Origin of the sequence: Methylobacterium sp. GC_Met_3 (assembly GCF_026540775.1) — a bacterium.
In the GTDB taxonomy this organism is placed as follows: domain Bacteria; phylum Pseudomonadota; class Alphaproteobacteria; order Rhizobiales; family Beijerinckiaceae; genus Methylobacterium.
The window spans coordinates 1-354 of record NZ_JALNUL010000198.1; the positions used below are offsets into that span (position 1 = coordinate 1).

Here is a 354-nt window from a genome sequence, read left to right on the forward strand (position 1 = left end):
AGGCGGCTGCGGGGTCCATGTCGGCTGGGGACCTTCAGCCCCTCGCGACGCCAGATGCGCCGAACCCGGTCTTTGCCGACCTGCCAGCCGGCTGCCTGTAGCGGCGCGGTGACTCGGCGGTAGCCGTAGCGTCCGTACTCGGACGCCAGGGCGATCATGGCCTGGGTCGGTGCATCCTCGTCGGCCGGCACGGTAGGCACGTAGCGTTGCGTGCCGCGGTGCCGACCGACGATCCGGCAGGCGTGACGTTCCGCGAGGCCGTACTTCTCACGGATGCCGTCCACCGCCTGCCTGCGTCGCTCGGGGGCTACAAGTTTCCCGAGGCGACGTCCGCCAGCACCTGACCCACCAAAG

The 354-nt window shown here is 70.3% G+C and carries 1 pseudogene; it reads right to left on the reverse strand.

The annotated features are described in order from the left end of the window. Positions 1 to 354: pseudogene (locus OXS27_RS32485) on the reverse strand (IS3 family transposase); the annotation flags it as partial.